Source organism: Agromyces sp. NPDC057865 (genome assembly GCF_042796995.1).
Lineage (GTDB): Bacteria > Actinomycetota > Actinomycetes > Actinomycetales > Microbacteriaceae > Agromyces.
In genome coordinates this window covers 335072-358472 of the sequence record NZ_JBHVMJ010000003.1, presented here as the reverse complement: position 1 = coordinate 358472, position 23401 = coordinate 335072, and the positions used below count along the sequence as shown (strand labels likewise).

General features: G+C 68.6%; 26 protein-coding genes and 1 pseudogene. 7 read left to right on the top strand and 20 right to left on the bottom strand.

Annotated features, from left to right (window positions below):
* The 7 genes from ACFVN5_RS14580 to ACFVN5_RS14550 all read right to left on the bottom strand — a co-directional run bounded on the left by ACFVN5_RS14580 (position 1) and on the right by ACFVN5_RS14550 (position 6880).
* Positions 1–729, bottom strand: coding sequence for an iron-containing redox enzyme family protein (locus ACFVN5_RS14580; RefSeq protein ID WP_376955956.1), 729 nt, complete (start codon positions 727–729; stop codon positions 1–3).
* Complete coding sequence (locus tag ACFVN5_RS14575) at positions 726–1859, bottom strand: 3-oxoacyl-[acyl-carrier-protein] synthase III C-terminal domain-containing protein (protein ID WP_376955955.1); 1134 nt, start codon at positions 1857–1859, stop codon at positions 726–728. Before ACFVN5_RS14575 ends, ACFVN5_RS14580 begins: the two co-directional genes overlap by 4 nt.
* A 92-nt stretch (positions 1860–1951) precedes the next feature.
* Entirely contained in the window at positions 1952–2494 is a 543-nt protein-coding gene (locus ACFVN5_RS14570) for a hypothetical protein (RefSeq protein WP_376955954.1), read from the bottom strand.
* 54 nt (positions 2495–2548) lie between these two features.
* Positions 2549–3895: a class I SAM-dependent methyltransferase gene (locus tag ACFVN5_RS14565; protein ID WP_376955953.1), complete on the bottom strand. Its 1347-nt coding sequence runs from the start codon at positions 3893–3895 to the stop codon at positions 2549–2551.
* Positions 3892–5271 carry an FAD-binding oxidoreductase gene (locus ACFVN5_RS14560; protein ID WP_376955952.1) on the bottom strand — a complete coding sequence of 460 codons (1380 nt, stop codon included), beginning with the start codon at positions 5269–5271 and terminating at the stop codon, positions 3892–3894. The genes ACFVN5_RS14565 and ACFVN5_RS14560 overlap by 4 nt, the downstream gene beginning before the upstream one ends.
* A gap of 47 nt (positions 5272–5318) precedes the next feature.
* Complete coding sequence (locus ACFVN5_RS14555; protein ID WP_376955951.1) at positions 5319–6056, bottom strand: aspartate/glutamate racemase family protein; 738 nt, start codon at positions 6054–6056, stop codon at positions 5319–5321.
* Between the two features lie 116 nt (positions 6057–6172).
* Positions 6173–6880 (bottom strand): DUF1345 domain-containing protein, encoded by a 708-nt coding sequence (locus tag ACFVN5_RS14550; RefSeq protein WP_376955950.1) that lies wholly within the window; start codon positions 6878–6880, stop codon positions 6173–6175.
* A gap of 159 nt (positions 6881–7039) precedes the next feature.
* Here ACFVN5_RS14550 and ACFVN5_RS14545 point away from each other — a divergent pair, with 159 nt between their 5' ends.
* A complete protein-coding gene (locus ACFVN5_RS14545) occupies positions 7040–7480 on the top strand; it encodes a hypothetical protein (protein ID WP_376955949.1) in 441 nt (146 codons plus the stop codon).
* Positions 7481–7496: 16 nt separating this feature from the next.
* Here the strand turns inward: ACFVN5_RS14545 and ACFVN5_RS14540 are convergent, their stop codons facing one another.
* Positions 7497–8432, bottom strand: a complete 936-nt coding sequence (locus tag ACFVN5_RS14540) for a LysR family transcriptional regulator (protein WP_376955948.1) — start codon at positions 8430–8432, stop codon at positions 7497–7499.
* Positions 8433–8509: 77 nt separating this feature from the next.
* Between ACFVN5_RS14540 and ACFVN5_RS14535 the strand changes: the two genes are divergently transcribed.
* Both ACFVN5_RS14535 and ACFVN5_RS14530 read left to right on the top strand, forming a co-directional pair.
* Positions 8510–10252: an L-aspartate oxidase gene (locus tag ACFVN5_RS14535; protein ID WP_376955947.1), complete on the top strand. Its 1743-nt coding sequence runs from the start codon at positions 8510–8512 to the stop codon at positions 10250–10252.
* 98 nt (positions 10253–10350) lie between these two features.
* Positions 10351–10758, top strand: coding sequence for a VOC family protein (locus tag ACFVN5_RS14530; protein ID WP_376955946.1), 408 nt, complete (start codon positions 10351–10353; stop codon positions 10756–10758).
* A 13-nt stretch (positions 10759–10771) separates the two neighbouring features.
* Here the strand turns inward: ACFVN5_RS14530 and ACFVN5_RS14525 are convergent, their stop codons facing one another.
* Positions 10772–11239, bottom strand: coding sequence for a DUF1801 domain-containing protein (locus tag ACFVN5_RS14525; RefSeq protein ID WP_376955945.1), 468 nt, complete (start codon positions 11237–11239; stop codon positions 10772–10774).
* A gap of 64 nt (positions 11240–11303) precedes the next feature.
* On the opposite strand from ACFVN5_RS14525, the gene ACFVN5_RS14520 reads away from it, so the two are divergent.
* Positions 11304–11909, top strand: a complete 606-nt coding sequence (locus ACFVN5_RS14520; protein ID WP_376955944.1) for a dihydrofolate reductase family protein — start codon at positions 11304–11306, stop codon at positions 11907–11909.
* A 6-nt stretch (positions 11910–11915) separates the two neighbouring features.
* Here the strand turns inward: ACFVN5_RS14520 and ACFVN5_RS14515 are convergent, their stop codons facing one another.
* The 5 genes and pseudogenes from ACFVN5_RS14515 to ACFVN5_RS14495 form a co-directional block, all read right to left on the bottom strand.
* The gene (locus tag ACFVN5_RS14515) at positions 11916–12746 is read right to left on the bottom strand and encodes a phosphatidate cytidylyltransferase (protein WP_376955943.1); all 831 of its coding nucleotides are present in this window, start codon (positions 12744–12746) and stop codon (positions 11916–11918) included.
* Positions 12743–13357: a CDP-alcohol phosphatidyltransferase family protein gene (locus ACFVN5_RS14510; protein ID WP_376956819.1), complete on the bottom strand. Its 615-nt coding sequence runs from the start codon at positions 13355–13357 to the stop codon at positions 12743–12745. Before ACFVN5_RS14510 ends, ACFVN5_RS14515 begins: the two co-directional genes overlap by 4 nt.
* Positions 13357–14025, bottom strand: coding sequence for a hypothetical protein (locus ACFVN5_RS14505; RefSeq protein WP_376956843.1), 669 nt, complete (start codon positions 14023–14025; stop codon positions 13357–13359). Before ACFVN5_RS14505 ends, ACFVN5_RS14510 begins: the two co-directional genes overlap by 1 nt.
* A gap of 85 nt (positions 14026–14110) precedes the next feature.
* A pseudogene (locus tag ACFVN5_RS14500) lies at positions 14111–14653 on the bottom strand (lysophospholipid acyltransferase family protein); the annotation flags it as partial.
* Between the two features lie 33 nt (positions 14654–14686).
* Positions 14687–15424: a Pr6Pr family membrane protein gene (locus ACFVN5_RS14495; RefSeq protein WP_376955942.1), complete on the bottom strand. Its 738-nt coding sequence runs from the start codon at positions 15422–15424 to the stop codon at positions 14687–14689.
* Positions 15425–15624: 200 nt separating this feature from the next.
* Here ACFVN5_RS14495 and arfB point away from each other — a divergent pair, with 200 nt between their 5' ends.
* On the top strand, positions 15625–16062 hold the full coding sequence (gene arfB / locus ACFVN5_RS14490) for an alternative ribosome rescue aminoacyl-tRNA hydrolase ArfB (RefSeq protein WP_376955941.1): 438 nt from the start codon (positions 15625–15627) through the stop codon (positions 16060–16062).
* On the opposite strand, the gene ACFVN5_RS14485 is transcribed toward arfB, so the two are convergent.
* From ACFVN5_RS14485 to nrdH, 6 genes are all read right to left on the bottom strand, one after another.
* A complete protein-coding gene (locus ACFVN5_RS14485) occupies positions 16053–16652 on the bottom strand; it encodes a DUF1992 domain-containing protein (RefSeq protein ID WP_376955940.1) in 600 nt (199 codons plus the stop codon). The two genes, arfB and ACFVN5_RS14485, sit on opposite strands and share 10 nt — an antisense overlap.
* Positions 16653–16723: 71 nt before the next feature.
* A complete protein-coding gene (locus ACFVN5_RS14480; protein ID WP_376955939.1) occupies positions 16724–17101 on the bottom strand; it encodes a VOC family protein in 378 nt (125 codons plus the stop codon).
* Between the two features lie 116 nt (positions 17102–17217).
* Positions 17218–18240 carry a class 1b ribonucleoside-diphosphate reductase subunit beta gene (gene nrdF / locus ACFVN5_RS14475; protein WP_376955938.1) on the bottom strand — a complete coding sequence of 341 codons (1023 nt, stop codon included), beginning with the start codon at positions 18238–18240 and terminating at the stop codon, positions 17218–17220.
* Positions 18241–18333: 93 nt separating this feature from the next.
* Positions 18334–20466 (bottom strand): class 1b ribonucleoside-diphosphate reductase subunit alpha, encoded by a 2133-nt coding sequence (gene nrdE / locus ACFVN5_RS14470; RefSeq protein ID WP_376955937.1) that lies wholly within the window; start codon positions 20464–20466, stop codon positions 18334–18336.
* A 5-nt stretch (positions 20467–20471) separates the two neighbouring features.
* Positions 20472–20906, bottom strand: a complete 435-nt coding sequence (gene nrdI / locus ACFVN5_RS14465; RefSeq protein ID WP_376955936.1) for a class Ib ribonucleoside-diphosphate reductase assembly flavoprotein NrdI — start codon at positions 20904–20906, stop codon at positions 20472–20474.
* A gap of 100 nt (positions 20907–21006) precedes the next feature.
* Positions 21007–21240 carry a glutaredoxin-like protein NrdH gene (gene nrdH, locus ACFVN5_RS14460; protein ID WP_148732445.1) on the bottom strand — a complete coding sequence of 78 codons (234 nt, stop codon included), beginning with the start codon at positions 21238–21240 and terminating at the stop codon, positions 21007–21009.
* Positions 21241–22099: 859 nt separating this feature from the next.
* Between nrdH and ACFVN5_RS14455 the strand changes: the two genes are divergently transcribed.
* Both ACFVN5_RS14455 and ACFVN5_RS14450 read left to right on the top strand, forming a co-directional pair.
* Positions 22100–22516, top strand: a complete 417-nt coding sequence (locus ACFVN5_RS14455; RefSeq protein WP_376955935.1) for a hypothetical protein — start codon at positions 22100–22102, stop codon at positions 22514–22516.
* Positions 22517–22592: 76 nt separating this feature from the next.
* A complete protein-coding gene (locus tag ACFVN5_RS14450; RefSeq protein ID WP_376955934.1) occupies positions 22593–23390 on the top strand; it encodes an alpha/beta fold hydrolase in 798 nt (265 codons plus the stop codon).
* Positions 23391–23401 lie beyond the last annotated feature (11 nt).

The following is a 23401-nucleotide window of genomic DNA, read 5'->3' as shown; positions in this document are numbered from 1 at the left end:
TCAGCGATCCAGTTCCTCGAGCTGCAGCGCGTACAGCCGGGCGACCACCTGCGCGCACCGCACGATCTCGTCGGCGGCCGCGTCGTCGATGATGCCCGACGTGAGGATCGCCTCGAGGTCGCCGGTGTGCGCGCCGTCCGCCTCCTGGTGGTACTGCATGAAGTGCACCTGGTTGTCGGCGAGGCCGAGCACCTCCTGGAACCGGGCGGCCCATCCCGCGGCGCGCTTCGCGCCCAGTCCTTCGATGATGAACATCGCGCCGAGGAGCCCGACCGGGTTCGGCTGGTCGGCGGAGTGGAACATGTAGCCCGAGAGCGCCTCGGAGCCGAGGTTCTTCCGGCCGTTGCGCAGCTCGTCGAGGGACCCGCCGATCGCCACATAGTCGCGCTCGAGCATGAGGTAGTCGCGGTGCTCCTCCTCGGCGTGCTTGATGGCCGCGGCACGCAGGGTGAAGTGCTCGATGTCGAAGTTGGATGCCGCGCGCGAGATCCACGGCGACCCGTCGACGACCTGCTGGCGGAGGTTGAAGAGCAGCCGCTCGTAGTCGTGGATGGTCACCGTGCCCTCGGCGAGCCGCTGCAGGATCGGCACCCGGTCGAGGCGCTCCTCGAGCTCGATCCACACCTCGGCGAGGCGTTCGGCGAGCGTGCCGGCGTCGGCGAGCGGCGCGGCGGCGTGGGCGAGCGGCGCGGCGGCGCCGGCTGTCGGGGCGGTCGTCGTGTCGGTCATGTCGATGCTCCTTGCTGTTCGGGTGGGGCGACCACGGTGAGGTGGGCGAAGGCGAACGAGAACCGGCCCGACTCGGGCACCGCGAGCAGCACCGTCTCGCCGGGGGCGAAGCGGCCCTCGTGCCACGCCTCCTCGAGGGCGATGAAGATGCTCGCCGAGCCGGTGTTGCCGCGCGTCTCGAGGTTCGAGTACCAGCGGTCGGTGTCGAGCGTGGGGATGCGTCGCCGCAGCCCCTCGAATGCGAGGTCGCGGAAGACGTTGGTGCTGTAGTGGCAGACCACGTGGTCGAGGTGCGAGACGTCGACGAGTCCGATGTCGACGAGCTCCTCGAACTGCTTGAGCCCAGCGCCGGCGAGGTCGTCGAGCATGCTCACGTCCTGCCTGATGACGAACATGCCGGATGCCTCGGCGTCGGCGAGGTCGACGTCCTGCCACGTGTGCCCGACGACGGGCTCGGCACCCTCCATGCCGGCGCGCATGCACACGTCGTGCTCGTGCGCGAGCGAGACGTGGCGCACCCAGTCGAGTCGCAGCGACGGCTTGGTCGGATGCGGCTGGAACTCGAGCACCACGGCACCGGCGCCGTCGGAGAGCATCCAGCGGAGGAAGTGCGAGTCCATGCCCGCGCGGATGCCGTCGAAGCGGCGCTGGCGCAGGCTGCGGCTCGCGAGCTCCGACCCGACGACCGCGGCGCGCGGATGATCGCCCAGCCGGATCTTGCTCGCGGCGGCGTCGAGCGCGGCGAGGCTCGACGCGCAGACGCCGGATGCGGTGAGCAGCTGCATCGGTCCCCCGCCGAGCCGGCCGTGCACCATCGACGCGAAGCCCGGCACGAGCACGTCGCCCATGGTCGTCGCGCACGCGAGCATCCGCAGGTCGGACGCGTCGATCCCCCGGTCGTCGAGTGCCGCGCGCAGCGCCTTGACGGCGAGCTCCTCATTGAGCTCGGTCGGCTCGCCGTGCTCGTCGAGGGCGTAGTGCCGCGTGCGGATGCCGTTGGCGTCGAGGATGCGACGTCGGATGCGCTCGGTGACCGCGTCGTCGCCGCCGAGCCGGGCCGCGATCCCGTCGTTGTCCACGGGGTCACCGGGCAGGTACCGGCCGAAGCCCGTGAGATATGCGGTCGCCATCGTACCCATGGTCACGAGATTAAGCCACGACCGCGTTTCGGTCCGACACCCGTTCGCGGCGCATCGGTCGACCCGGTATCACCGCCCCGGCCTCAGAGCCCGAGGCACGCCACCGACTCGGCGACGCCCGGGGAGTCGGCGGTCAGCTGGAAGTCGGACTCGTCGCCCCGCGGCCAGTCCGAGAACTGGTGGGCCGCCTCGCCGACGGCGATCGTGATCCCCTCCCCGCCGGGCACCGATGGATCGTCGTTCGTGGCGAACGTCGCCACCGCCTGCCCCGACTCCGCGCCCGGTCCGACGAGATCGAGCGTGACGTAGAAGACCCCGCTGTCGTCGGTCGCCAGGTGAGCGGCCGCCGAGTTCACCGTGACGCCGCTGAGCAGCCCCTGCGCGATCACGTCGATGGCGGACTGGTCGACCGTGAGGCACTTCAGCTGCGCGGGATCCGGAGCCGCGCCCGGAGTGGTCTCGGTCGCGTCGGTCGCGCCAGGCGTCGCGCTCGGCGTTGCCGGAGCGCTCGCCTTCGGCGTCCGGCTCGACGAGGACGTCCCGGGCGTGACGGTGTCGGAGCCGACGCATCCGGCGAGCGCAGTGATGAGCAGGGCGGCGGTGGCGGCGGCGGCGAGAGGCTTCACCCGCAGGAGCCTATCCGGCATCGAGGCGCCGGCGGCACCCCCTGACGAAAACGCTTACCCGCTCCACCACGGCCGCAGCGGCAGGTCACCCGTGCCGCCGTGCCCGTCGTCCTTCACCGCGAGCACCTGGTGCAGCTGGATGCCGCCGCGCTCGAACTGGAGCCGCGACCCGGCCATGTAGAGGCCCCACACCTTGGCCTTCTCGAGGCCGACCTCCTCGACGGCCTCGTCCCAGTGCGCGACGAGGTTGGCGCACCAGTCCCGCAGGGTCAGCGCGTAGTGCGGACGCAGGTTCTCCTCGTGCAGCACCTCCAGCCCGGCATCCTGCGCCTCGGTGATGATGCGGCCCGAGCCGGTGAGCTCGCCGTCGGGGAAGACGTAGCGGTCGATGAACCCGTGCGTCGACGGCTCGGTCCTGTTCTCGGGGCGGGTGATGCAGTGGTTGAGCAGCAGCCCGCCCGGCCGCAGCCGCGACCGCAGGAAGCGGAAGTACCCCTTGTAGTTCCGCACGCCGATGTGCTCGAGCAGCCCGATCGACGACACCGCGTCGAAGCCCGACTCGCGGATGTCGCGGTAGTCGCCGTAGCGCACCTCCGCGAGGTCGGCGAGCCCCTCCTCGGCGATCGCCCGCTGCGCCCACGTCGCCTGTTCCTGCGACAGGGTCACGCCGAGCGCGCGCACGCCACGACGGGCGGCGTACCGCACCATGCCGCCCCAGCCGCAGCCGACGTCGAGCAGTCGGTCGCCCGGCTCCAGCCGCAGCTTCTCGAACACGAGTCGGTACTTGTTCTCCTGCGCTTCGTCGAGGGATGCCTCGGCGCTCGGGTAGCACGCGCACGTGTACGTCATCGACGGCCCGAGCACCCACTCGTAGAAGGTGTTCGAGACGTCGTAGTGGTAGTGGATCACCTCGGCGTCACGCGCCTTGCTGTGCCGGCGTCCGGTGCCGAGCCGTCGCCAGCGCGGCGGCACCTCCTGCGGCGGCGGGGCGATCGGGCGCAGGTGCTCGACGCCGATGGACCGTACGATCCTCGCCATGGTCTTCGGCGGCGGCATCCGGAACACCAGCTCGTCGGCGAGGGCCTTGAGCAGCTCGTACGGGTCCCCCGGATGGACGCCGTGGACCTCGATGTCGCCGGAGATGTAGGCGCGGGCCAGGCCGAGGTCGCCGCGCGCGGTGGCGAGGTACGTGGTGCCGCGCGGCGACGTCAGCTCGAGCCCGAACGGGGCGTCCTCGGGGCCGGCCGCGCTGCCGTCGTACGCGGTGAACCGCAGCGGCAGCCGCCCGCCGGCGAGCAGCTCGAGGATCTCGGCCAGGCTGAGCTTGCCGTCGTCGCCTGACGGTCCGGTCGCGGCATCCGTCTCGGCCGTCTCGCCCACCTGGTCCTTGAACGTCGTCATCGTCGTTGCACCGCCTTCTCGTAGAGGTCGAGGAGTCGCCCGTCGGGGTCGTAGCGGCCCTTCACGGCGCAGTAGGCGTCGCCGCCGTACCGCGCGTCGAACTCCTCGCGGGGATAGTAGGCATCGGAGTAGAGCGACTTGTGCCCGTCGAGCTCGCCGACCTCCTGCTCGATGCGCCGATTGGTCTCGCCGGGGGTCGTCCCGACCGGCACCGTCGACCAGAAGCCGACGTTGACGTAGGTCTCGCGCGGCCGGAGCGGATAGAGCGACCAGCCGTCGTCGTCCCGCATCCGCACGGGGCAGAGCCAGATCGGCTCGATCGGCACGTTCATCAGGAACCAGTCGAGGAACTCGACGGTGCGCCCGATCGGCACCTCGATGTCCTGGATGACCCATTCGCGCGGCGGGCGCCGCCTGAGCCGCTCGATCGCGTCGGCGATGCCGTACCGCCGCGCGATCCGCATCAGCTTCCAGTACGAGCGGCTGCGGCGATACCGTCGCGGCCAGAGCCGGCGAACGAGCGGATGCTGCGCGCCGAACCCCTCCGAGCACCAGAACCAGTCGGTGTCCCACCGCCACAGGTAGTCGTGGATCGTCAGGCGATCGTGGAGCTCCCCCTCGTCGTGCTGCATCGAGCGATAGAAGATCCGCTGCCGGGTGTAGTCGCTCACCGGGCCGGATGCCGCGGTCTGCGTGCCGAGGCAGAGATAGCTCTCGTCGGCGCTGAACACGACGCCGTCGAGGTAGTCGACCCGCTCGCCGTCGTGCAGGCCGGTCTCGACGATCCGGTCCATCTCGGCGACGAGCTCCGCGAGGGTGTGGAACCGCACGTGCGTGAGCGCCACGAACGGCTGCACGGGCTCGAGCTCGATGCGCAGGCGCACCGCGTAGCCGAGCGTGCCGTACGAGTTGGGGAACGCGCGGAACAGGTCGGCATGCTCGTCGGGCGAGGCCGTGACGAGCTCGCCGGAGCCGGTGAGGATGTCGAGCTCGAGCACGGACTCGTGCGGCATCCCGTTGCGGAACGACGCCGACTCGATGCCGAGGCCCGTGACCGCACCACCGAGCGTGATGGTCTTCAGCTGCGGCACGACGAGTGGCGTGAGCCCGTACGGGAGGGTTGCGGTCACGAGGTCCTCGTACGTGCACATGCCCGCCACGTCGGCCGTGCGGGCCTCGGGGTCGACCGTGATGACGTGGGTCAGTCCCGACGTGTCGAGCCCCGCGGCATCCGCCGGCACGCGAGGCCGGAACAGGTTCGACGTGGGCTTCGCGAGCCGGACCGCGGATGCCTCGGGCAGTACCCGGTAGCTTGCGAGGAGCCGCTCCACGCCGTCGGCGTGAGCGGTGCGCGCGTCGGCCTCGCGAACGGACACCCCCCAACGGTAGTCCTCGGAGTCGGCGGGCGCACTCCCCTGTCGAGCTAGATGAAGCCGTCGTAGGTGCGACGTACGACGCTCGAGTGGATCCAGTCGATGAGCGTGACGTAGTCCCACACGGGCAGGCCCGTCGCGTCCTGGATCTGCTTGGCGTACGGGGGCATGTCGCTGCATTCGAGCAGCAGGCCGCCGATCTCGGGATGATCGGTCACCAGCCGAACGGCCGCGCCGACGACCTCGTCCCGCACCTGATCGACGTCCATCCAGCCCTGGTCCTCGAGGATCGCGCCGCGGAACCCGGGGCTGTGCTCCATGCCGGCCACGACGATCGGCGCGTCCTCGCGGATGCCCACCGCCGTCAGCATCCGCTGGTCGAGGCTGCTCTGCTTCGCGCAGAGGATGCCGAGCCGCTGCTCGGGCTGCAGTGCGCCGAGCAGCATCGGGACCTGGCACAGGCTCGAGAGGAACACCGGGACGGGCAGTGCCTCGGCGAGCTCGCGCTGGAAGCGGGCGAAGTAGCCGCACGCACCGACGATGGCGCGGCAGCCATCGCGGACCAGCTCTTGGGCGGCGGCGAGGATGGGCTCGAGCAGCGTCGGATCACCGCCGATCAGGCGGGGACTGTCGGCGCCCTCGACGACCGTGAATCTCACCGGGTAGTCGTAGGTCGACGCGTTCGCGACGTTGCCCGGGATGATGGGGTAGCCGGTGTTCAGCAGCAGGATTCCGACGGCGTGCCCGGCCATCATCTGTGCAGCAGGCTGGTGGATGATCGTGCCCAAGGGGCCCCCCTCACTCCACGTCATCGTGGAGATTCGACCCTGATCCACCGTACGCGGGCATGCGGGAGGTCGGCGAGCGGCTTTCGGCGCGGCCCTCGGAGCCGAACCGCGGACGCTCAGTTGCTCATGAACAGCACCGTGATGAGCAGCGCGATGATGAACGTGCTGAATGCGAACGCGATGAAGGTCTGGCCCGAGACGACCTTGCGCGCGCGGGTCGTCAAGATCGAGACATCCGACGAGGAGAAGGTCGTCGCGATCTGCGCCGACAGGTAGAAGTAGTCGGCGAACACCGGGTCGGTGTCGGTCTTCCCGGGGAACTCGAGGCTCTCGGCGGAGGCGTCGAGGCGGGCGTAGTGCACCGCATAGGCGTAGACGGTGACAAGCCACGCCGAGACGACCACGCCGAAGCTGAGCCCGTTGGCGAGTGGACTGTCGAGCAGGCCCGGGGCGATGAGCACGAGCGCCACGGCCGCCGCGGCGAGGATCGACCATTGCGCGTTTACCGTCGGGCCGACGCGGTCGCTCTCCTCGCCGGAGCGGGGCGAGCGGCGACGGCGACGATTGCTGATGCTGAGCCAGCGACGTAAGTCGTCGCTGCTCGCGCGGCCGAACAGCGCCTGGGTCAACACCACGTGGGCGAGCGAGTAGGCGATCCAGAACACGAACGCGGTCACGATCACGGCGTCGATCGTGAACCGGACCGGCAGGACCGCGCTGTAGACGAGGAACGCCACGACCGTGACGACCGCAGCGCCGGCGAGTGCGACGAGGTTGCGGAGAGGGTCCGACGCGAGCGCGGGTACCTTCGGTGTGTCCCCCACGACTGCCAGTGTAGGGAACCGCGGCGCCGGCCCCAGTGGTGAACGTGCCGCGCTCGACCGGCTGACGTCGCTTGACCGCCGTGGCCGGCACTTCTACCGTGGGTCGCGCGGCCCGGAGCCGCACCTGAACGATCGAGTCCGAAGCGAGGAGCGGGGCGGATGCGGCTCGAGTATCTCTACCGAATTCGATTCGTCTATCCGCAGGGTTGGGCGGTCGACGTCGAGGGCGGCTGGCAGCAGCACTTCTACCTGGCGGAGGGATCCTGTGAGGGCGCGCTGACCGGTCGCTTCCGGGCGGCGAATGCCCCGCTGCGGCGGACGGACGAGGGTCCGTTCCTGCCCGACATGCGCGGGGTGATCGAGACGGACGACGCTGCCACGATCATGTTCGAATGCCACGGGTATGGGCGGACTCACCCGGTCGGTTCGCGGCAGATCGTCGGCACGGTGCTGCACCTGAGCGATCATCCCGACTACCGCAGGCTGAACGACGTCGTGTGCGTGTGCGTCGGCGAAGTGCGATCCTCCAGCGGTTCGGATGCCGGCCCCCAGCTCGTGCTGGATGTGGCCCAGCTGCTCTGGGAGCCTATCGAAGACTGAACGACGAGGAATCGGGTCAGGGCGTCGCGCCGGCGAGCCGCATCGTCTCGCCCGCCCTGGCCGCGAACGCGGTGGCGGTGGCGGCGATCGTGCGCTGCATGACGTCGACCGCCGCGGTCGCGGCGACGTCGGTCGGACGCGCGAGGTTGATCGTGCGGGTCAGCGTCGGCGCCTCGAGCCGCACCGATCGCAGGCCGGGGCGATCGATGAGCACCATCGCAGGGACGATCGCGACGCCGAGCCCGCGTTCCACGAACCGCAGCACGGCGTCCATCTCGGCGCCTTCGAGCACGACCTCGGGCGTCAGGCCGGCCGTGCGGAACGCGGCATCCGTGGTGCTGCGCAGGTCGTAAGTGGAGCTGAAGACGATCTGCGGGAGTCCCGCGACCTCCGCCAGCGCGATGGAGTCGCCGGCGGCGACCGGCGGTGCGGCGGCGGATGACACGACCACGAGCTCTTCGACGAGCAGCGGGGTGACCGTGAACCGCTCGGCGGTCGCGGCGTCGGAGGTCGTGATCAGCGCGAGGTCGAGCTCGCCGCTGCCGAGCTCGTCGAGCAGCCGGCGCGAGCCCTGTTCGGACAGGTGCAGTTCGATGCCGGGATGCTCCGCGTGGAACGCGCTGAACACCTCGGCGACGAGGCTGATGCAGAGCGTCGGCGTCGCGCCGAGCCGGACCCGGCCGCGCTCGAGGCCGGCGAGCTCGGCGAGCTCGCGCCGCACCGAGTCGGCGTCGGCGAGCATCCGGCGCGCGAGCGGAAGTAGCGATTCGCCCGCGACCGTGAGCGTGCTGCCGCCTCGGGCGCGGTGGAAGAGCTCGGCGCCGAGATCCTGCTCGAGCGCGGCGATCTGGCGGCTCAGCGAGGGCTGGGCGAGGTAGAGCTCCTCGGCGGCCCGGGTGAAGTTGCCGAACTTCGCCACCTCGACGAAGCTGCGCAGTTGCTCGAGGTTCATGTCGATAGGATACGCGCATGGTTCGCACGCCGAATATGCATTGGAGTAATACGCGAGGGATGCTTAGCGTGGAGCGCATGACCACCAGTACCACGTCCGAGCGGCAGCTCTCCACGACCGTGCTCGTCATCGGCACCGGCGGATCGGGCCTGCGCGCCGCCATCGAACTCGCCGAGGCGGGCGTCGACGTGCTCGCGCTCGGCAAGCGCGCCAAGTCCGACGCGCACACCTCGCTCGCCGCCGGCGGCATCAACGCCGCGCTCTCCACGATGGACCCCGACGACAGCTGGCAGCAGCACGCCGCCGACACGCTGAAGGAGAGCTACCTCCTCGCGAACCCGCACACCGTCGAGATCGTCACGAAGAACGCGGCCCGCGGCATCCATGACCTCGAGCGCTACGGCATGCCGTTCGCCCGAGAGGACGACGGCCGCATCTCGCAGCGCTTCTTCGGCGCCCACACCTACCGCCGCACCGCGTTCGCGGGCGACTACACCGGCCTCGAGATCCAGCGCACCCTCATTAACCGGGCCGCGCAGCTCAACGTGCCGATCCTCGACACGGTGTACGTCACGCGCATCCTCGTGAACGACGACGGCGCGGTCTTCGGCGCCTACGGCTTCGACCTCGAGGACGGCACGCGCTACCTCATCCACGCCGACGCAGTCATCCTCGCCGCCGGCGGCCACAACCGCATCTGGCGCCGCACCTCGTCGCGTCGCGACGAGAACACGGGCGACTCGTGGCGCCTCGCTGTCGAGGCGGGCGGCCGCGTGCGCGACCCCGAGCTCGTGCAGTTCCACCCGTCGGGCATCATCGAGCCCGAGAGCGCCGCCGGCACCCTCATCTCCGAGGCGGCGCGTGGCGAAGGCGGCATCCTCACCAACGGCCTCGGCGAGCGCTTCATGGCCAAGTACGACCCCGAGCGCATGGAGCTCTCGACGCGCGACCGTGTCGCGCTCGCCGCCTACACCGAGATCAAGGAGGGACGCGGAACCCCCAATGGCGGTGTCTGGCTGGATGTCTCGCACCTCCCGCGCGAGACGATCATGCAGCGCCTCCCCCGCGTCTACCAGACCATGCTCGAGCTGCAGATGCTCGACATCACGAAGGAGCCGATCGAGATCGCGCCCACCGCGCACTACTCGATGGGCGGGGTGTGGGTGCGCCCCGATGACCACGGCACGGATGTCCCGGGCCTCTACGCCATCGGCGAGGCATCCTCGGGCCTGCATGGCGCCAACCGCCTCGGCGGTAACTCGCTCATCGAGTTGCTCGTCTTCGGACGCATCGTGGGACAGGCGGCGGCAGCGTACTCTGCCGCGCTCCCCGCGCAGCATCGCTCGGCGGCCGCGGTCGAGGCAGCGCGCTCCGAGATCGCCGGGCTGCTGGCATCGGATGGCTCGGAGAACGTCCGCGCCCTCCAGCGTGCCATCCGCAACACCATGACCGAGCACGCCGGCGTGGTGCGCGACGAGGCCGGCCTCCTCGCCGGACTCGCGGAGCTCGACGGGATCGAGGCGCGCATGGCCGACATCGGCGTGCATCCCGACATCGCCGGCTACCAGGACCTGGCGCACGCATTCGACTTGAAGTCGGCCGCGCTCTCCGCTCGCGCGACCCTCGAGGCCGCGCTCGAACGGCGCGAGACCCGCGGATGCCACAACCGGAGCGACTACCCGGCCATCGACGAGTCGCTGCAGGTGAACCTGGTGTGGTCGCCGTCGACGGGCGTGACCCGCGAGGACATCCCCGAGATCCCGGAGGAGATCGCGGCGCTCATGCGCGAGGTGTCGACGGCGGGCAAGCTCGTCGAATAGCCCGTTCGCACGTGCTGTGCCGTGCCGGGCCGCCCGTGCGCTCTGCGAGTTCCGGAGCGCGCGGGCGGTGTCGCATGTCGCCCCCATAGGATGTCCCGGTGCCTCTCTTCGATCACCTCGGCATCACCGTCGATGACCTGCCTCGTTCGGTCGCCCAGTTCGATCCCGTCATGCAGGCGCTCGGCTGCACGCGGCAGGATGCCGATAACGGAGTGTCCTGGTACCGGGGCGTCGAGGAACTGATCCTCTTCCCCGCGCGCGAAGCCGGTACCGGGCCTCACCGGCACGGCCGGGTCGGCTGGCAGCACCTCGCCTTCGCCATCGACTCCCGCGACGAGGTCGATCGCCTGCACGCGATCGCCCTCGACGCCGGCTGGACGGCTGTGCGCGAGCCGAAGCTCTACCCGCGGTTCAACGACCGCTACTACGCGTCCTTCGTCGAGGACGACAACGGTATCCGCCTCGAGTTCATGTACAACCCGCCGCGGGAGCCGGCCGAAGGCTGAGGCGCGTGATCGGCTATGCCTCGGATTTCCAGAGGATCTCGCGAATCGGCCCCTCCTGCGACTTCGACTCGACGTACTCGTACGACGCTCGGACGATCCGCTCGAGCACGACCGGGTCGACGTCGCTGAGCCGCTTGATGTAGACGCAGTATCCCGTGGTGGAGTGCTTGCCCAGTTCCGCCAGGAGCGCCGAGTGGCGTGCCGTGCCATCCATCAGGTAGACGGTCAGCTTGCCCTTCCTCGGATAGAAGCCGATGGTGTGGCCGTCTCCCTCGCGGCCGCTCTCGTACCGGTAGTGGTACGTGCCGAATCCGATGGTGCCGACATTCCACAGCGTGGGTTCCTGCCCACTGATCCGCCGCATCATCTCGATCAGCGTCTCGCTGTCCGTGGCCGTCTGCTCATCGAGCGAAGCGAGGTACTCGTCGACCGAGCGGTCATCCTGGTCTGCCATCCCCGTCCCCGCCCCTCCACGTCGCATGAGGCATCCGATCACTGGACGCTACCCCGTCGCATGTGTGACCGCACGAGTACGCTGGGTCGGGATGCCGGACACCACCTGCCACATGTCGATCTCGCTCGACGGCTTCGTCGCCGGGCCGGACCAGAGTCGCGAGAACCCGCTCGGCAAGCGCGGATTCGAACTGCACGGCTGGCATACCGGTGATGCGCGTGCCAACGAGGCCGACGAGATCGCGGTCGGCTGGCTGATGCGCCCGCGCGGCGCCTACGTCATGGGCCGCAACATGTTCGGGCCGATCCGCGGTGAGTGGGATGACGACTGGCGCGGGTGGTGGGGAGCCGAGCCGCCGTATCACGCGCCGGTGTTCGTGCTCACCCATTACGCTCGCAAACCGATCGAGATGGAGGGCGGGACGACCTTCCACTTCGTCACCGACGGCTTCGACGTCGCGTATGCACGCGCACGTGAGGCGGCTGGCGACCACGGGGTCGACATCGCGGGCGGCGCCTCCACCGTTCGGCAGGCGCTCATCGCCGGGGTGGTCGACGAGCTCACGCTCGACATCGCCCCGGTCCTGCTCGGGACCGGCGAGCGGATCTTCGACGGCGTGGAATCCTTCCGGTTCGAGCCCGTCGAGGTGCTGCATTCGCCGCTGGCCACGCACATCCGCTACCGCCGGGCGAGCTGACCGGCCTCAGGCGAGAGAGGCGGCGAAGAGCGGCGCCACCACGAGCAGGGAGTCGGCCCGGTCGAGCAGCCCGCCGAACCCCGGAAGCCAAGCCCCGGCATCCTTCACACCGGCGTGCCGTTTCACCATCGACGCGACCACATCACCGAGCGGCGCACCGACCGCTGCCGCGACCAGCAACACCCAGCTGAACTGCCCCGTGAGCAGCAGGACGGCCGCGGCGGCGACCGCCCCGCCCAGCAGCCCGGCGACCGTCTTGTTCGGCGACACCGCGAAAGGATGAACACGCAGCCCGGGGAGCCGGCCGAGCGTCTTCCCGACCGCCCAGCTGGTCACGTCCGTGAGCGCGACGGTCAGGACCAGCAGGGTCAGGTCCTGATGGATGATCACCAGCTGCGCGGGCGCCCAGACCAGCCACAGCATCCCGAACACCGCAGCGGTGGCTCGTGGGAGGGCGGACTCCGGATCCCGGCTGAGCACGGGAAGCACCGCGGCGGCCAGCAACGCGAACGGGAGCCACGCGCTGACCGCGGCCGGATGCACCGCCGCCAACACCGGTGCGCCGACGCCGGCGGTGATCAGGACCGCGAGATCGACGGCTCGGAGGCCGGCCAGCTTCACGTACTCGACGATGCACACGACGCTGACCGCGACCGCCACGATGACCGCACCGGCGACGCCGACCGCCTCCGCTGCGCCGATGACCACCCCGATGACGGCCCAGGTCAGCCATCTGCTTCGGATGGTCGAGTTTCCGAAGAGCAGCACGGGCAGAGCGGTGGCCAGGAGCACGATGAGTCCGACGGTCGCAGGGGCACTCAGCCCGAGCCAGGTCATGCGTCGACCAGTCGGAGGTGGCGATGGGCTGCTCGAGCCCGAGTCGCAGCAGTCAACGCCGAACCGGCGATGATCACCCCCGAGCCGACGCCGATCACGGCAGGGACGGGGAACCACGTGAACGCGACCGACATGAGGAAGACGGTGAGGGTGCGCTCCGTCCTCCCGAACGGTCCACCGTTGATTCGAGGCGCGCCGGCCGCCGCTGCGGACAGCGAGATGAAGGTCGGCCATGACGCGGCCGTCATCGCGACCAGGGCCAGCACCAAGGCAGGGACGGAACCGGACTGCCACGCGAGGATGCCGAGGGCCGCGAACGGCAGCACATCCGAGACGCGGTCGCCGATCTCGTTGAGGACGAACCCGAACGGGCGGCTGACTCCTCGGGCTCGAGCCACGGCGCCATCCAGGTTCGCACCGGCGAGCCGACCGACCAGTCCGACGAGCACCACTGGCCAGGATCCGACGAGCAGGCCGCCGGCGGCCACGACGGCGAAGGCCACACCGACCGCCGTGAACGCATCCGGCGACCACCCGCGGTCGACCGCAGTGGTCACGATTCTCCCGAGCTGCCGGGTGAACCACGGCTTCGCCGCGTACAGGCCGCGCATCACGACCACCACCAGATGACGAGGCCGAGCGCGAGCGGGAACAACGTCAGGCAGACGGCTTGCACGGCGCCCAGGCACGGTTTCAGGTAGCGGGACAGCAGACCACCCGCGACCCATCCGATGCAGCCGACGATTCCGATACGAGCGAGCCTCGGAAGCATCGAGGAGGCGACGTCGTGGAGGTCCATTCCGAGTTCACCCGCGCTGTGGGCATACACCTTGACGGGGATGCCGTTGAACATCTGATGCGCGAACGCGTTCGACGGGTCGGTCGCGAGCTCGTACATCGCGGTCTCTTGCATCCGCGCCGTGGTCAACGGGGTGGGCGTGTCCACGCCGTGCGACACCAGCCACCAGGTGGTGAGGATTCCGAGGGCGGAGGCGAGGGCGGATCCCGCGATCAGGAGCGGGCCGCGCCATGACCGTCCGACCGTGCAGACGAGCAGCAGCAGCGGCATCTCCGCGATCAGCGGCCAGAAGATGCCTTCCGCGAAGGCCCAGGCGGTGACCAGTGCCAGCCCCGCTGCGGCGAACGCCATGCGGCGCACCCGGATCCAGGCACGGCCGGGGCGCTGGGTGGCGGGCGCTTCGATGAGGGTGTCGATGGTTTCGAACGCTGCCGCGGCAGCCTCCTCCGCATGCCCCGTCTCGACGGTGAACGGGTTCACCCCAGCGCACCTCCACCGGCCCGCGACGGATGAGCTTCCGTTCCGCCGGAAGCAGGTCGCCTGCGCCGGCCAGGCCGACGGGCAGGACCTTGGCCCCGGATGCCGCGGCGAGCTCGAACGCGCCGCGCTTGAAGCCGGAGAGCTTCGGTGTGCGCCGGCGGCTGCCCTCCGGGAACACCACGACGACGACACCCGCTGCGACGGTCGGAGCGGCGGCGAGCAGATCCTTCATGCCGTTCCGGTCACGCCGGATGGGCCAGATGCCGACCAGCCAGTTCGCGACGAGCTTGTTCCGCCGCTTGCCGAACCAGTAGTCGGCCGCGGCGACGAACCTGACCGGGCGGGACCGACCGAGCGTTGCGAGCAGGACGGCCGCGTCGGCGTGGGATGAGTGGTTGGCGATGACGACGAGCGGCCCATCCGGAACCGGCGGCTTCGAAGCGAGCGGGACCGCTTCAGCTGCGTTGGCCCGGATGGTCGTCACCCCATCGGTGACGATCGACAGGAGGAGGCCCCAGAGCTTCGATCGCCAGTACGAGATGAGACCCGACCGACGAACCTGGCGTGCGGTTGGTGGTGCGGGGAGGTGGAGTGAAGCGGTGTCCAGCACGAGGTCACTTCCCGTCATCGTCGGCGAGCACGGATCGCGGGCGGGTGAGGTTCAGAGCGGCAGGCCACCGATGCGCGACCGTGTGGACGCTTCTTGACGAGCGGCGCGCCGCTCGCGAGCCCGACCGATCCCGATGATGGCGGCGCCGAGCAGCAGGAACGCGAACAGGATGGCGCCGATGTACGTGAACGCCGACACGTAGCCCGCAGTGTGCGGGTCGAGGAACCCGTACGGGTACCACCAGGGCGTGCTGCCGTCGGGGTTGACCACGCGTTCCCCGCGGACCATCGTGTAGACGGTCCACGCGAGCGGGTAACTGACGATGATGGCAAGCGACGACCACGGGAGCGCGCGGCGCCTGCTCGCGAACAGCAGGTCGATCACGAAGTAGATCGGCAGGACGACGTGGAGCGTCTCCGTGGCCCACGAGTCCATGAATGAGACCCAGCCGGGGTCGGTGGCGGCGATCGGGGCTGGATTCCCACGCAGCAGCACGTTGAACACGATGCCGAGCAGGATCACCGGCGCCGTGACCGCGGCGATCGCCATGGCGATGCTGACCGGCTCAGGCGAGGGCCCGGGGTGCCGCAACATCCATCGCGCCGCGATCGTCAGCACGACGGCGCTGAGGATCGACGACACGATCGTGAACAGGCTGAAGTAGTTCGCCAGCACGTCACCGCGAACCTGACCCTCGCGTGTGGCGCGATCGATGTTGACCAGCAGTCCGGCGACGACGCCCGAACTCGCGACGATTGCGGCCGAGGCCCTGAACCATATCCAACGCATGAGATCCCCCCAGGTCGATCCGACTGCATTTCCGATTGGGGATGTTGTAGTCCTGACGGGAGTCGGCCACGCGAAGATTGGCGCGAGGATTGAGGAAACCTCGACGCAAGTGCCCAGTGATTGTGAAAAGGCTCCAATCACATGAGCGCAGGAGCATATGACTCGCCCGTAGTGCTCGACCACAAGAGGATGATGGGTTCATGCCCGCCGCCCACCGCCCCGGCCTTCGGGTCGACTCCCGACTCACGATCCCCGAGTCGGAGCTGTCCTGGCGCTTCTCCCGGTCGTCAGGTCCCGGCGGGCAAGGTGTGAACACCGCCGACTCCCGAGCGGAGCTCGTGTGGGATGTGGCCGGCTCGACAGCGCTCACTCCGCACCAGCGGGAGCGGCTGCTCGACCGTCTGAACAATCGCCTCGTCGACGGGGTACTGACGATCGCAGCATCCGAGCACCGCGCCCAATTGCGCAATCGAGATGCTGCTCGCGTTCGGCTCGCTGCCGTGGTCGCCGACGCGCTGCGGCCGCCGTCACCGCAACGACGACCGACGAAGCCGAGTCGCGGCGCCAAGGAACGGCGACTGGACGCGAAGAAGCGGCGCACCGACGTCAAGCGGCTGCGTCGCCCACCTCAGGACTGACGACGCCGCCACCACCGAGTTCGTGGTGTCCCCCGCTCCTGCTCGAGCTGTGCGCGTTCCTCGGCCGCCTGCCGCTGTCGGGCTTCGCGGCGCTCGCGCCATGCACGAACCTCGTCGCCGGCATCCCGAGTCGGGGTCACGACGGGCGGCCCGCCGAGCAGCTGGCGGCGGGCCTCGATCACGCGCCGGTTGAAGTCCTCGACGGCCTCGCGCACCTCGGATTCGCGATGCATCCGATCCAGGCGGGCCTCGAGCTCAAGGCTCTCGACCCGAAGGGTGAGCGCCGGCGGACCCAATCCGCGCAGTTGCTCGCGTTCGATCTTGCGACGGATCCACCAGTCGGGGTCGTGCTGCCCGGTCAACCCCTCGAGGGGCTTTCCCGCTCCGGGGAGGTTGTCGAACTCACCGCGACGGATCGCCTGCTGGATCGCGTTCTCCACGTACGCCGATCGCTCAGCCTGCGTGGACGGTCGAGCCGGTTCGGACGCGACGTCGGCGATCTCGGGCTCCTCGCCACGGGCGATCGCCTCTTCGCGGGCGAGGCGATCGATCCGGTACTGCCACGCCGCGCGCTGGGGATCCTCGCTCATCCTCGACCTCCCTCGCGGCGTCGGATATCCGTTTCCACGATACGACGCGGCGCCTCGGCCCGGCAGGCCCGTCAGTGCTGCTGGTTGATGCCGTACACGCGGCCGTCGGGCGCGCGGAAGTGGCGCCAGGAGTAGTTCAACTCCTCGATGAAGTTGACCTCACCGAGGAGCTCGCAGCCGCTTGCCTCCAACTGCTGGGAGGCTTGCTCGAGATCGTCCACCCGGAAGCCGAAGACGACGCCGTCGTTGAGGCCCCACGGGCACATCTCCGACGCCGCCTCGGGAGCGAACAGGTCGATGATCGAGCCGTTCGGCATGCCGAGCATCGACCATCCCTCCATCTCGAGCTTGGGCGACAGGCCCATGGTCTCCGTCAGCAGCTTCCGGGTCGCAGCGAACGTCCCATCCTCGAGCACGACCGCGTGCCAGGTGATGCCCTCGACCTTCATGACTACTCCTCACCTTGCGTTCAGGCGAAAGGGTAGTCCTGGTGCAGTCACCCGGACCAGAGCGTCCGTTTCAGAGCAGGGTCACCTCAGAGCCGTCGACGCGCCTCACAGGAGCGCTAGAAGTCCCAGTCCTCGTCCTCGGTGTTGACCGCCTTGCCGATGACGTACGACGAGCCCGACCCCGAGAAGAAGTCGTGGTTCTCGTCGGCGTTCGGCGAGAGCGCCGAGAGGATCGCCGGGTTCACGTCGGTGACCGTCTTCGGGAACATCGGCTCGTAGCCGAGGTTCATCAGCGCCTTGTTCGCGTTGTAGTGCAGGAACTTCTTGACGTCCTCGGTGAGGCCGACGCCGTCGTAGAGGTCCTGCGTGTACTGCACCTCGTTGTCGTAGAGCTCGTAGAGCAGCGAGAACGTGTAGTCCTTGAGGTCGTCGCGCTTGGCCTGGTCGACCAGCTCGAGCCCCTTCTGGAACTTGTAGCCGATGTAGTACCCGTGCACGGCCTCGTCGCGGATGATGAGGCGGATGAGGTCGGCCGTGTTGGTGAGCTTGGCCCGCGACGACCAGTACATCGGCAGGTAGAAGCCCGAGTAGAAGAGGAACGACTCGAGCAGCGTCGAGGCGACCTTGCGCTTCAGGGGCTCGTCGCCACGGTAGTACTCCATGACGATCGCAGCCTTCTTCTGCAGGTTCTCGTTCTCGACCGACCAGCGGAAGGCGTCGTCGATCTCCTTCGTCGAGCACAGCGTCGAGAAGATCGACGAGTAGCTCTTCGCGTGCACCGACTCCATGAACGCGATGTTGGTGTACACCGCCTCCTCGTGCGGGGTGAGCGAGTCGGGGATGAGCGACACTGCGCCTACCGTGCCCTGGATCGTGTCGAGCAGGGTGAGCCCCGTGAACACGCGCATCGTGAGCTGCTGCTCGTCGGCGGTGAGCGTGTTCCACGACTGCACGTCGTTCGACAGCGGCACCTTCTCGGGCAGCCAGAAGTTGTTGACGAGGCGGTTCCAGACCTCGACGTCCTTGTCGTCCTGGATCTTGTTCCAGTTGATCGCGTTGACGTGATCGACGAGCTTCAGCTTTCCGCCGGTGTGTGCCGGGTCGTTGCTCGCCGAGTTCACCGGGTCTGTGAGGGTCATGTCGGTTCCTTCTGAACGGATGTCTCGAGCGGATGTCGCGGGGAGTGGGTCTCGATACGCGTCGCCTGCGGCGGCGCTACTCGACCACCGGAGCTACAGCATGCAGCTGACGCAGCCGTCCACTTCCGTGCCCTCCAGCGCGAGCTGGCGGAGGCGGATGTAGTAGATCGTCTTGATGCCCTTCTTCCACGCGTAGATCTGCGCCTTGTTGATGTCGCGGGTCGTCGCGGTGTCCTTGAAGAAGAGCGTGAGCGAGAGGCCCTGGTCGACGTGCTGCGTCGCCGCCGCGTAGGTGTCGATGACCTTCTCGTAGCCGATCTCGTACGCGTCCTGGTAGTACTCGAGGTTGTCGTTCGTCATGAACGCCGCCGGGTAGTAGACGCGACCGAGCTTGCCTTCCTTGCGGATCTCGATCTTCGACGCGATCGGGTGGATCGATGCCGTCGAGTTGTTGATGTACGAGATCGAGCCGGTGGGCGGCACGGCCTGCAGGTTCTGGTTGTAGATGCCGTGCTGCTTGACGGATGCCGCGAGCTCGCGCCAGTCCTCCTGCGTCGGGATGTGCACGCCGGCATCGGCGAAGAGCTGCGTGACCTTCGCGGTCGCGGGCACCCACGCGGCATCCGTGTACTTCTCGAAGAACTCGCCCGACGCGTACTTGGAGTCCCAGAACCCGTCGAAGACCTCGCCACGCTCGATGGAGATCGTGTTCGACGCGCGCAGCGCGTGGAACAGCACCGTGTAGAAGTAGATGTTCGTGAAGTCGATGCCCTCCTCGCTGCCGTAGAAGATGCGCTCGCGGGCGAGGTAGCCGTGCAGGTTCATCTGGCCGAGGCCGATGGCGTGCGACTTGTCGTTGCCGTCCTCGATCGACCGCACCGAGGAGATGTGGCTCTGGTTCGACACCGAGGTGAGGCCGCGGATGGCGGTCTCGACGGTCTTGCCGAAGTCGGGGCCGTCCATCGTGAGGGCGATGTTCAGCGAACCGAGGTTGCAGCTGATGTCCTTGCCGATGGCGTCGTAGCTCAGGTCCTCGTTGTACGTGGTCGGGGTGTTGACCTGGAGGATCTCCGAGCACAGGTTCGACATGTTGATGCGGCCCTTGATGGGGTTCGCCGCGTTCACCGTGTCCTCGAACACGATGTAGGGGTATCCGCTCTCGAACTGGATCTCGGCGAGGGTCTGGAAGAACTCGCGCGCGTTGATCTTCGTCTTCTTGATGCGCGGGTCGTCGACCATGGCGCGGTAGTGCTCGGTGATGGGCACGTCGCCGAACGGCTTGCCGTAGACGCGCTCGACGTCGTACGGCGAGAAGAGGTACATGTCCTCGTTGTTCTTCGCGAGCTCGAACGTGATGTCGGGCACGACGACGCCGAGCGACAGCGTCTTGATGCGGATCTTCTCGTCGGCGTTCTCGCGCTTGGTGTCGAGGAACCGCATGATGTCGGGGTGGTGCGCGCTCAGGTACACCGCGCCGGCGCCCTGGCGGGCTCCCAGCTGGTTGGCGTAGCTGAACGAGTCCTCGAGGAGCTTCATCACGGGGATGATGCCCGACGACTGGTTCTCGATCTGCTTGATCGGGGCGCCCGACTCGCGGATGTTGCTGAGCAGGAGCGCCACGCCGCCGCCGCGCTTCGAGAGCTGCAGCGCCGAGTTGATGCCGCGCGCGATCGACTCCATGTTGTCTTCGATCCGGAGGAGGAAGCAGGAGACGAGCTCGCCGCGCTGCGCCTTGCCCGTGTTGAGGAACGTGGGCGTGGCCGGCTGGAAGCGGCCGCCGATGATCTCTTCGACGAGGTCGGTCGCGAGTTGCTCGTCGCCCTGGGCGAGGCCCAGTGCGGTCATGACGACGCGGTCCTCGAAGCGCTCGAGGTAGCGCTTGCCGTCGAACGTCTTGAGCGTGTAGCTCGTGTAGTACTTGAACGCGCCGAGGAAGGTCTCGAACCGGAACTTCTTCGAGTAGGCGAGGTCGTTGAGCTTCTGGATGAACTCGAACGGGTACTGGTCGAGCACCGCCCGCTCGTAGTACTGCTTCTCGACGAGGTAGTCGAGGCGCTCCTTGAGGGAGTGGAAGAAGACGGTGTTCTGGTTGACGTGCTGCAGGAAGTACTCCCGCGCCGCCTCACGGTCCTTCTCGAACTGGATCCGACCGTCGGCACCGTAGAGGTTGAGCATCGCGTTCAGCGAGTGGTAGTCCATCGCGACGGTGGTGCGCGGAGCGTCCATGAGGGCTACGCCGTCTGCTGCTGCCGAGTTCGCCGCTGTGCTTGTCGTGACCAAAATGCGTCCAATCCCTCGTCGACGGCGCGAACGTCGTCTGGTGTTCCGAATACTTCGAATCGATACAGATGGGGCACGCCCGTCTTCGCGGCGATGATGTCGCCGGCGAGGCCGTAGGCGTTCCCGAAGTTGGTGTTTCCGGCGCTGATCACGCCGCGCAGCAGTGCGCGGTTCTGCGGGTCGTTCAGGAACTTGATGACCTGCTTCGGCACAGCTCCCTTGCCGTCCCCACCGCCATAGGTGGGGACGACGAGCACGAACGGCTCCTCAGCGTGCAGGGCGTCGTCGCGAGCATGCAGCGGGATGCGGGCCGCAGGGCGGCCGAGCTTCTCGATGAAGCGCTTGGTGTTGCCCGAGACGCTGGAGAAGAAGACGAGATTCGTCATGATGCTTCCTTCGCCGCGTTCTTCCGGTGGTCGAGTGGCGCCCGACGAGTCGGCCGCGTCTCGAGACCCGAGTCGAACCTGCCCGGTCGACCCAGTCGATCTACGCGAGGCGGGAGGCGAGTTCGGCGATCTTGTCGGGGCGGAAGCCCGACCAGTGGTCTTCGTCGGTGATGACGACCGGGGCCTGCAGGTAGCCGAGCTCCTTGACGTGGGCGAGCGCCTGCTCGTCTTCGGAGACGTCGAACACCTCGTACTCGATGCCCTTGCTGTCGAGGGCGCGGTAGGTGGCGTTGCACTGGACGCAGGAAGGCTTCGTGTAGACCGTGACCGTCATGGTTTCCCCTCGTTCTCTTCGTGTACTCGAGCTCCGGAGGAGCCCGCCCCCGTACTGCTGATTTCGCTTCTTCAATACTACATCTTGTGTCTGCGGAACTGAACCGCCACAACATGCTGTAGTTACATCCCTGTAGTTTTCCACCGCGTTATCCACTGTTCATCCCCAACCGGATGCCCCGGTGATCCGCGGATTCCCGCGGACTCGCTCGCGGTTATCCACAGCCTGTGGGGAGTTCGGATTTTCTCCTGTGGACGGAATCCCCGGCGTGTCGCCCTGTGCCCTCGATGAGTGCAGTGCGACATCTTGGGGCCATCGGATGCCACTACCCCTACATATGGTGTTGTGTCATTCATGCTGCCACCACCCACCGACATCGCCGCGGGTGCGCCGCGCGTGTCGCACGGTCGCGGCATCCGTTCACCTGAGTCGGGCACCCCAACCACCTCGCAGCGAGCGAATGCAGGAAGAATCGACTCCGCCTCGGCGAGTCAGGCGGCCCCACACGGCGCGTCGCCCGATCCTTCCTGCAACTCGTTCGCAGCGGAGTCGCCACTACGGTTGAGCGCATGCAGTTCCCATTCGGCGACGCGTTCGGGCGAAGCCTCCGCCTCACGTCGCGACGCCGGCCGGGTCTCCCCCTCCGCCGGCGGCCCTCGTACCGCGTGCTCACGGTGGTGCCCGTCTGCGGCGGGATGGGCGTGCTCCTCCTCGCCACCGGCAACGACCCACCACGGTCGGCTTCCCGGCCCTCCTCGCTGCGGTCTTCCTGATCGCCTGCCTCATCTCGGCCGCCGTCTCGGCGTCGGGCGGCCGAGCCCGCTACGCCGCCCTGCACGAGGCCGTCGGCGCCGACGGGGTGGCGGTCACGAGCACGGCCTGGATCGAGGACGGCCGACCCGTCCCGGCATCCGAGAGGGACGACGGACGCAAGCCCGGACGGCGCCACCAGCTCCTCTCGCTCACGGAGGCGGGCATCGAACTCCGCGAGCGACCGATCGGCGGACGGACCGGAGCGACGGTGCTCCCGTATTCGTCGATCGATCACGTCGAGGTCGGGACTGCGACGTTCACCGAATGGACCGATCGCGCGGTGCTCATCGTCTGCCGGGTCGACGGGCAGCCCGTCGAGCTCGGCGTGGTCCCGGTCGACGAGTCGTCGTTCCTCCTCGCTCCGGTGACGGATGCCGCGTACCGCGCGTTCCTCGAGGGGATCATCGCGGTCGCCGAGACGGGTCGCAAGCCCGACGAGCTTCTCGATCACGCCACGGGATGACGCGCGCAGGTCCGCGCCACGGGGTGACGCCGCCGGCGCGCGCGGCTAGCCTGACGGGCACACGGAAGGATCAGCGATGACCGACTACGTGACCTCGGCCGACGGCACGCGCATCGGGTTCGACCGGGTGGGATCCGGCCCGCCGGTCGTGCTCGTCGGCGGCGCGATGCAGTTCCGCGCGTTCGACCCCTCGACGACCGAGATGGCCGGGCACCTGGCGAGCCACGGCTTCGAGGTCGTGAACTACGATCGGCGCGGCCGCGGCGACAGTCCGGCCGAGTCGCCGATCACGCTCGCGCAGACCCTCGAGGATCTCTGCGGGCTCATCGACGAGCTCACCGAGGGCGCCGACGACGCCGTCGCGCTGTTCGGCAACTCGTCGGGCGCGACGATCGCCCTCGCGGCAGCGGCGGCCGGCCTGCCCGTGTCGAAGCTCGTGCTGTTCGAGGCGCCGCTCGACGTGGAGCTCGGCACCGAGGGTGCGGAGTACCTCGGCGCACTCCGCACGGCGCTGGCCGACGGCGGCAGCGAGGCCGGGATCGAGCTCTACATGGCGGACATGCCGCCCGAGTGGCTCGCGGGCCTGAAGTCGAGCGGCGCCTGGCCGATGGTGAGCGCGATCGGCCCGAGCCTCGAGCCCGATGCCGAGTCGCTCGCGTGGACGCAGTCGGCGCCCCGCCGCGAGCTCTGGGCGGGCATCACCCAGCCGACCCTCGTGCTCGTCGGCACCGAGACGATGGACTTCATGGAGGCGGCGGCCGACTCGCTCGTCGCGAACCTCCCGCACGCGGAGAAGCGCGCGATCGCGGCATCCGATCACCGTTGGGAGCCGCGGACGCTCGCACTCGTGATCGCGGAGTTCCTGGTCGGCTGAGCCGGCGCGCA